Raw genomic sequence first — 7646 nt, forward strand, 5'->3', positions numbered from 1 at the left:
ACATGGGGGGTCCTTTCGGAGTGACGACGGCGGGGTGGGCCGGGTTCGGTCACCGGGGCGCGCCGGCTCGGTGGGCATCGGGACAGGCCGGGCCCCGCGGCCGCGGGGCCCGGGCCCCGGCAGGCATCCAGCGGGTCCGGCACCGCAGGCCCGGCCGGCTCGGCTCACGGGCCCGCGGCGTGCAGCTCGGCGGATGTCGGACACGCCGGGCTCGGCCTGCCTCGGACAGGCCGGCTCGATGGGCCGCGCGGGGGCCCGGCGCATCGCCATGGTCGAGGGCAGCTCGGCGCCGGCTCAGCCGACATGCGGCATGCCGAGGTCAGCGGGCGTCGGCCGTTCGTTTCTCCACGTCGGGGAGGTCGGTGCGGCTTGGGCCCGGAGGGCGGCCCCAGCGGCGCATGACGGGGCGTTCGACAGCCGTGTACAGAGCCCAGGCCGCGAGGACGGAGGCGGCGAACGCGGCCAGGAGGAAGAGGAGGCCGCCGGGGGTGTTCCAGGCCGGTCCGGAGGGCTTGCCGAAGATGTTGGGGTCGTCGCCGAACGCGCGGTGGCCGTAGGTCAGTACCAGGTGGTGGACGCAGTAGAAGGCGAAGGAGATCTCGCCGAGCCACACCATGGGCCGGTTGCTCAGCGGGGTCCGGGTGCCCTTCACGTCGGCGGCGGCCGCGGCCGGGATGAGCAGGGCGAGCGGGACGATCGTGATCGCGGCGTAGTTGTAGAGCGGGCTGTGCTCGATCTGCACGGCACCGATGTACGCGGCGAGCGTCAGCAGGGCCGGCCCGGTCATGCCGAGCCCGATCCAGCGGCCGGTCAGCACGATCCGGGCGAGCAGCATGCCGAGCACGAACTCCAGCAGCCGCGCGACCGGGAAGACGTACACGAACCAGATCTGCGTCCAGGAGACCTGCATGAACATGAAGGCCGGGGTGTCCGGCAGCAGGGACTGGGCGATCAGCGGCAGCAGCAGGATCAGGGCGGTCACCGCCCCCGCCCCGTACCACAGGGCACGCGGCGCGATCCTGCCGACCGCCTTGATGAGCAGCGGGAACGCCAGGTAGAAGAGCAGCTCGACCGAGAGCGACCAGCTCACCGTGTTGGCCGTCTCCACGTAGCCGCTGTCGGGCACCCAGGCCTGCAGCAGGAACAGGTTGGCCAGGGTCTCGGGGAAGACGATCGCCGTACTGGTCAGCGTCATCAGGACGAGCGCGGCGGCGAACGTGACCAGGTGGTTGGGGTAGATCTTCAGCAGCCGCCGGCGCCAGAAGCCGCGCGCGGTGTCGGCGGGCCGGACCGACCAGGTCAGCACGAAGCCGCTGAGGACGAAGAAGAAGGAGACGCCGAGCGCTCCGGCGTTGCCGAACCAGCGGTAGTAGCCGGCGGCCACGTCCACGTCGCGGAAGACGCCGGTGGCCGCCCCGTGGACGGAGAAGACCAGTGCGGCGGCGATGAAACGCATGCCGGTGAGTGAGGGGAGTCTGCCGGCACTGGGCGGTGACGACGTCATGGCGCGACTGCCTTCCTGGGATCGCGGGGATCGCGGGAGTGGTGGACAGGGTCGTGGGGTCGGGGCCGGGCGGCGGCCAGGCCCCGGAGGGCGGCCAGCAGTCCTCCGGCCGAGACGGCGACGAGGAGGAGCACGGCCGGCCGGTAGTCGGCGGCGTCGGCCCCGGGGTGGGCCGGGTCGTGCAGTGGGCCGCGGGTGAGCAGCAGGGCGACGGTCGCGGGCACCACGACCGCCCCGAGCTGGACCGCCGTCTGGTACAGCGCGGTGGCCCCGGCCCGGTCGGCCGCCGGTACGCCGCTGCCCGCCTGGGCGTTGAGCGCCACGAAGGCGAGCACGAACCCGGCGCCGAACAGCGCCAGGGTGGGCAGCAGGGCGGTGGCGTACGGCGTCGGGATGCCCGCCCGCACGTACAGCACCAGCCCGAGCAGCGGCGCGGCGGCGCCGAGCGCGATCAGCCGGGGCGGCCCGAACCGCTCCACCACACGCCCGCCGGACAGCGCCGACACCGCCAGCGGCACACAGGCCGGCAGGAACGCCAGGGCGGTCTGCCAGGGGGCGAGCCCGCCGAGGAGCTGGAGCTGGTAGGCGGCGAGCAGAAGCAGCCCGAGGTACGAGCCGTTGAGGGCGGCGGCACCCACCGCGGAGCGCAGGAGGGCTCCGGTGGGCCGGGGACGGGTCTTCGGGGAGGTTCCCGGGGCCCCCGGCTGGTCACGGGGTACGGCCCCGGCCGCCAGTACGAGGAGTACGGCGGCGACCGGGGCCGTGGCCGCGAAGGTCAGGCGCCAGCTCAGCGGGACCAGCGCGGCCGACAGCAGCAGGCCCGTGGTGAAGCCGATGGCGCCGAAGAAGGAGTAGACCGACAGGGCCCGGGACCGGGCCGGGCCCTCGGGGTACGCCGTGGAGATGATGGCCAGCCCGGTGGGTGCCGTGAGCGCGGCGCACGCGCCCTTCACCACCCGGGTCGCCATGAGCAGCCGCGGGTCGTCGGTCAGCCCGCCGGCCACGGAGGCGCACGCGAACAGGGCCATCGCGCCCAGGTACATCCGGCGTCGGCCGAGCCGCGGGGCCAGCCACCGTCCGGGCAGGAGCAGCGCGCCGAAGCCGACGGCGAATCCGGTCGTGACCCACTGGGCGTCCCAGGGCGACAGCCCGAGGGAGGTGCCGATCGACGGGAGGGCCACGACGACCACCGACACCTCCAGGGCGTCGATGAGCATGTTGCCGGCGAGCACGGCCAGCAGGAACCGTCGGGCCCACGGCCACGGTCCGCCCGACGCGAAGGTGGACGTCATGGGAGGTCAGCCGAGCAGCGTTCCGCCGGTCGCGTCGACGAAGGAGCCGGTGACCCAGCGGGCGTCGTCGGAGGCGAGGAAGGCGATCACGTCACCGACGTCGGCGGGCCTGCCCACCCGGCCGAAGGCCGACAGCTGCGCCATCTGCTCGACCGCCTCGGGGATGCCGAAGACGGGGCTGCCGTTGTCGGTGATGCCGGGGGCGACGCTGTTGACGGTGATGCCGCGCGGCCCCAGGTACTTGGCGAAGTGGAGGGCGAGTTGCTCGACCGCGCCCTTCGTCATCGAGTAGACGACCTCCTCGGGGTTGGCGAAGCGGGTCAGCCCGGAGGAGATGTTGATGATCCGGCCGCCGTCGGGCAGCAGTCCCAGTGCGCGCTGGACGATGAAGAACGGCGCCTTGGCGTTGACGGCGACGAGGCGGTCGAACTGCTCGGGGGTCACCTCCTCGGGCGCCACCCCGCCCATGATGGCCGCGTTGTTGACCAGGATGTCCAGGGTGTTCGCCCCGGTGCGCTCCTTCAGCCCGGCCTCGACGGCCAAGAGCAGGGTGTCGGCGTCGCCGGGGACGCCCAGCTCGGCGCGGACGGCGAACGCCCGGCCCCCGGCGGCCTCGATGCCGGCCACCGTACTCCCGGCGGCGTCGGCGTCGGCGTGGTAGTGCACGGCGACGAGGGCGCCTTCCCGCGCCAGCCGCTGGGCGGTGGCCCGGCCGATACCGCGGCTCGATCCGGTGACGAGCGCGGTCTTGCCCGCGAGCTTGCCCACGGTGTCCTCCTGTGGTCGTTGGGGTGAGGTGGTCGAAAGAGCGGTCAGGGCCGCTGCGGCGGCCCGAACCAGCGCCGCAGCGCCGCGCGGAGGTCCCGGTCCGTGCCGTCGGCCCATGCCACGTGCCCGTCGGGACGCAGCAGAACGGCTCCGAACGGCGCGTCGGGCCCTGCCGTGCCCCGTACGACACGCACCCGGCCGTCCGTCCAGGGCGTGACGGTCCGGCCCGGGCGGGGCCCGCCGGCGAGGTCGAGCAGTACGCCGGATCCGGGGCGGGACACGGCGAAGGTGTCGGTCGGCCCTGCCTCGGTGTCGAACCGCAGACGCGGCAGCCGCGAGCCCGCCAGGGGGTGTGGCTCCCCCTCGGGGTCCCCCTCGGCGTCGACCGGGTACCGGACGTCGACGCCGCTGATCATGGCCGCCAGATGTGCGCGGGCCGGTGGCAGTCGCAGGAGTTCGGTGAAGAGCTCGCGCAGGGGCTCCACCTCGGGGCCGCCGAGCAGCAGGTGGGCCTGGGTGGCGATGTTGCCCAGGGTGCGCCGGCCGACGGGGTGGCGTTCGGCGTGGTAGGTGTCCAGCAGGCTCTCGGGGGCGCGGCCGAGGGCCACGGCGGCGAGCTTCCAGCCGAGGTTGAAGGCGTCCTGCAGGCCCAGGTTGAGGGCCTGCCCGCCGGCCGGCAGCTGCTGGTGGGCGGCATCGCCGGCGAGCAGGACGCGGCCCCGCCGGTACTCCTCGGCCTGGCGGCGGGTGTCGCCGAAGGCGTTCAGCCACAGCGGGGTGCCGCCGCCGATGTCGTCGCCCGCGACCCGCTGCCAGGCGTCGGTCACCTCGGCGAAGGAGGGCGGGCGGGTGCGCGGCCGGGCGGGCGCGCCGTAGACGTGCGTCATGACCCGGGTGACGCCGTCGGGCCCCCGGTGCGCGATGGCCAGCCCGCCGGGGTGCCGTTCGAAGCGCCGGTCGGGGATGTCGATGCCCGCCACGTCGGCGCGCAGCAGTTCCCTGGTGGCGTCCTGCCCCGAGAGGCGGAAGCCCGCGAGTTCGCGGACGGTGCTGGACTCCCCGTCGCAGCCGATGGCGTAGGCGGCCCGGATCCGCAGCCGCTCTCCCCCGGGCGCCTCAGGTTCGGCCAGCGCCTCGACATGCCCGTCCGACTCCTCCAGCCCGGTCAGCCGGTACCCCTTGACGAACCGTGCGCCGAGCCCGCGCGCCCACTCCTCCAGCAGTTCCTCGGTGCGGGCCTGCGGAACCTTCCACTGGCCGGCGTACGGGCCCGGGGTGGCGAGGTCCAGCGTCAGGCCGCCGAAGTGCCCGGGGCCGCCGCGCGGTGGAGTGCCGAGCCGGGCCAGCAGGCCGCGCTGGTCGAGGAGTTCCATGGTGCGGGCGTGCAGGGTGGACGCCCGGGACTCGGTGAGCGGCCCCGTGCGCCGTTCCAGTACGACGACGTCGGCGCCGCCGAGGCGCAGTTCCCCGGCGAGCAGCAGACCGACCGGGCCCGCCCCGACGACCAGGACCCGGGTGTCGAGCGTGCGTGCCGTCGACACGGTCAGCGCCGTGCCGCTTCGGCGTGGTCCTTGGCGTGGCGGAGCGTGGCCAGGCTGTTGGCGCTCAGCGCTCCGCGGACGTACTCCAGCGCCTCGGCGGCGGTCGCCGCGGGCCCGAGGACCGCGGCGATGTTGTCCGTGTTGATCACGACGGTGTGCCAGGAGGTGGCCGTGACGCCCTCCGTGTCCTCGTCGAAGGTCCACAGCCCGGTGTGCAGGGACATCAGCGCGGGGAGGGTGGTCTGCTTGTAGGCGATGCGCTCGTGGGGGACGCAGACCCGGTAGGAGCGGGTGCGGTGGGTGGAGCCGTCCTTGGCGCGGGTCTCCATCTCCAGGTCCTGGAGCCCGGAGGGCTGCCGCTCCAGCCGGACCGACTCCACGTGCGGGAGCCGCTGCGGCCAGTGGTCCGCCGCGTCGATGAAGTCGTACAGGTCGGCGGCGGAGCCGGTCACGCGGACGGAGTCCGAGAAGGTGAGGGTGTGGTCCTCGGCGGCGTGCGCGGCCTCGACGTTGGCCTTGAGGGACGCCAGTTCCGTACGGGAGTTGCGGTCCACGGCCTCGTCGATCCAGCGCAGCGACTCGGGGTCGTCGTCGACGGCGCGGTAGTCGTGCAGCAGCCGGATCCGCGAGGTGCCGGGGCCGAGCGGCTCGATGATCCAGGCGCCGCCCATGGCCGCGACCGGGTCGGCGGTGCGCTCCTGCCGGAAGTCGATCCTGAGGGCCTCCGGGTCGAGTGTGCGGCGCGACGTCCAGTGCTTGGCCTCGCCGTTGGCGGTGGCCCAGATGCGGATGCGTTCCTCGGTGTCGTCGCCCTCGGTCCGTTCGGCGTGGATGGTCGGGGGGAAGATCCGCGGCCAGTGCGCCACGTCCGCGAGCAGCCGGTAGACGGCGTCGGCGGGGGCCGAGACCGTGATGTCGTGTTCCACCTCGCGCGTCCGGGGGGATGGCATGCGCCTGCTCCTTTGCTCTCCTGTGGGGGTCCGCGGGCCGTGTCAGAAGTTGCCGAGTCCGCCGCAGACGTTGAGGGCCTGGGAGGTGATGGAGGCGGCGGTGTCGGAGGCCAGGTAGCCGACCAGGCCGGCGACTTCCTCCGGGGTCGAGTACCGGCCGAGCGGGATCTTCGCCTGGAACTTCTCCAGGATCGCGTCCTCGGTGGTGTCGTAGGCGGCCGCGTATCCCTGGCGCACCCGCTGGGCCATGGGCGTCTCGACGTAGCCGGGGCAGACGGCGTTGACGGTGATGCCGGTGGGCGCGAGTTCGTTGCCGAGGGCCTTGGTGAAGCCGACGACGCCGTGCTTGGAGGCGGAGTAGGGGGCGCCGAGGACCACGCCCTGCTTGCCCGCGGTGGAGGCGATGTTGATGATCCGGCCCCAGTTCTTCTCCCGCAGGCCGCCGGTGGTGAGGACCTCGCGGGTCATCACGAAGACACTGGTGAGATTGGTGGCGATGACGTCGTCCCACAGCTCGTCGGCGATGTCCGCGGTGACCCCGCCGCCATTGCGGCCGGCGTTGTTGACCAGGACGTCGACGCCGCCGTACCGGTCGACGGCGGCCTGCACGAACGCCCGGACGTCGGAGCCGGAGCGGACGTCGCAGGCGAGCCCGTCGGCCTCCAGCCCTTCGGCCCGCAGTTCCTTGACGGTGGCGGCGACGCTCTCGTGGTTGCGCGACCCCAGGAACACGGCGTGTCCCCCGGTGCCGAGGAGCCGGGCCACGGCCAGTCCGATTCCGCTGGTGCCTCCGGTGACCAGGGCGACCCGCTGCTGTTGCGGCATGGTGTCCTCTCTGTACCTGTACGTGTGCCTGTGCGTACCTGTCCGTACCTGTCTGCGGGCGTCCGTGCTGCGAGGTCAGGCCGCGGTGGCGGCCAGATGAGCGTTGACCAGGTCGAGCAGCTCCCGGGGGGTGGCCGCCTCGAGAAGGGCGCCGTCGTCGAGCGTGATGCCGTACTCCCGCTCGATCCGGCCGCCGGTCTCCAGCAGGGCCAGCGACTCCAGGCCGAGGTCCTGGAAGCTGACGTCCAGAGCGCCGTCGGCGGGCGTGCCCTCCTCCAGACCGGCGGCCTCCCGGAGGATGGCCCTGAGCGCGGCCGGGGTGAACTGACGTGAGGTCATCTCTCTCCTTCTGCGGTTCCGGGAGCGCGCACCACCAGCGCGGCGTTGAAGCCGCCGTGGCCGCGCGCCAGGACGAGCACGCTCCGCAGGTCGGCGGGGCGTGCCTCGAGTACGAGGTCGAGTTCCGGCGTGGAGCCGGGCTCGACGTTGACGGTGGGCGGGACGACGCCGTCCCGTACGGCCAGCAGCGCGGTGGCGACGTCCAGCGAGGCCGCGCCGGAGTAGAGCCGGCCGGTCATCGTCTTGGGCACGGTGACCGGCACCCCGCTCGGGCCGAAGACGTCGGTCAGGGCCTCGGCCTCGACCCGGTCGTCCGCGGGCAGCCCGGCACCGTCGGCGAACACGGCGTCGATGTCGCCGGGGGCGAGGCCCGCGTCGGCGAGGGCGGTCTCGATCGCCGTACGCAGGGTGGGCGGGCGTCCGCTGC

At 73.8% G+C, this 7646-nt stretch carries 7 protein-coding genes and 1 pseudogene; all 8 read right to left on the reverse strand.

Annotation, left to right across the window (positions count from 1 at the left end):
- Positions 1 to 319: 319 nt before the first annotated feature.
- Positions 320 to 1456, reverse strand: coding sequence for an acyltransferase family protein (locus FNH04_RS37040; RefSeq protein WP_345669095.1), 1137 nt, complete (start codon positions 1454 to 1456; stop codon positions 320 to 322).
- A gap of 44 nt (positions 1457 to 1500) precedes the next feature.
- Positions 1501 to 2796, reverse strand: coding sequence for an MFS transporter (locus tag FNH04_RS37045; RefSeq protein WP_152790227.1), 1296 nt, complete (start codon positions 2794 to 2796; stop codon positions 1501 to 1503).
- Between the two features lie 6 nt (positions 2797 to 2802).
- On the reverse strand, positions 2803 to 3564 hold the full coding sequence (locus tag FNH04_RS37050; RefSeq protein WP_322724936.1) for an SDR family oxidoreductase: 762 nt from the start codon (positions 3562 to 3564) through the stop codon (positions 2803 to 2805).
- Positions 3565 to 3608: 44 nt separating this feature from the next.
- Positions 3609 to 5105 carry an FAD-dependent monooxygenase gene (locus FNH04_RS37055; RefSeq protein WP_322724937.1) on the reverse strand — a complete coding sequence of 499 codons (1497 nt, stop codon included), beginning with the start codon at positions 5103 to 5105 and terminating at the stop codon, positions 3609 to 3611.
- 2 nt (positions 5106 to 5107) lie between these two features.
- Positions 5108 to 6055 (reverse strand): aromatase/cyclase, encoded by a 948-nt coding sequence (locus FNH04_RS37060; RefSeq protein ID WP_152790229.1) that lies wholly within the window; start codon positions 6053 to 6055, stop codon positions 5108 to 5110.
- Between the two features lie 42 nt (positions 6056 to 6097).
- Entirely contained in the window at positions 6098 to 6880 is a 783-nt protein-coding gene (gene fabG, locus FNH04_RS37065; protein ID WP_152790230.1) for a 3-oxoacyl-ACP reductase FabG, read from the reverse strand.
- 75 nt (positions 6881 to 6955) lie between these two features.
- Positions 6956 to 7219 carry an acyl carrier protein gene (locus tag FNH04_RS37070; RefSeq protein WP_152790231.1) on the reverse strand — a complete coding sequence of 88 codons (264 nt, stop codon included), beginning with the start codon at positions 7217 to 7219 and terminating at the stop codon, positions 6956 to 6958.
- A pseudogene (locus FNH04_RS37075) lies at positions 7216 to 7646 on the reverse strand (ketosynthase chain-length factor); the annotation flags it as partial. The gene FNH04_RS37070 and the pseudogene FNH04_RS37075, both read right to left, overlap by 4 nt.

Source organism: Streptomyces phyllanthi (genome assembly GCF_009377205.1).
In the GTDB taxonomy this organism is placed as follows: domain Bacteria; phylum Actinomycetota; class Actinomycetes; order Streptomycetales; family Streptomycetaceae; genus Streptomyces; species Streptomyces phyllanthi.